The organism is Streptomyces hilarionis (genome assembly GCF_024539675.1).
GTDB classification, from domain to species: Bacteria; Actinomycetota; Actinomycetes; order Streptomycetales; family Streptomycetaceae; genus Streptomyces; species Streptomyces hilarionis.
Map to the genome: position 1 here is coordinate 1 of NZ_JAHHIT010000934.1, position 230 is coordinate 230.

Below are 230 nucleotides of genomic sequence, written 5' to 3' on the forward strand. Positions count from 1 at the left end.
TCATTCAGCTTGTCACGCAGGTCTTGGGCGGTCTGGCTCTTGAACATCTTCTCTGCATCATCAAGCTCTTTGAGAAGCTGGGTGACCGTCTCCTTGTCCTTATGGGTATCTACATCATCCTTTTTTTGGTCTTTTCGGCTTACGCCGCCCAGATACTGGCCTGCCCCTAACACGTCATAACGCACGCCCCCAGCCCCATGGCCGGGCACCGATGAATTCCACATACCAAG

1 protein-coding gene is annotated in these 230 nt (G+C 53.5%); it reads right to left on the reverse strand.

Annotated features, from left to right (window positions below; genetic code table 11):
• A partial coding sequence (locus tag KMS84_RS40825; RefSeq protein ID WP_256921699.1) for a hypothetical protein occupies window positions 1-185 on the reverse strand: 185 nt, incomplete at its 3' end.
• Window positions 186-230: the final 45 nt, after the last annotated feature.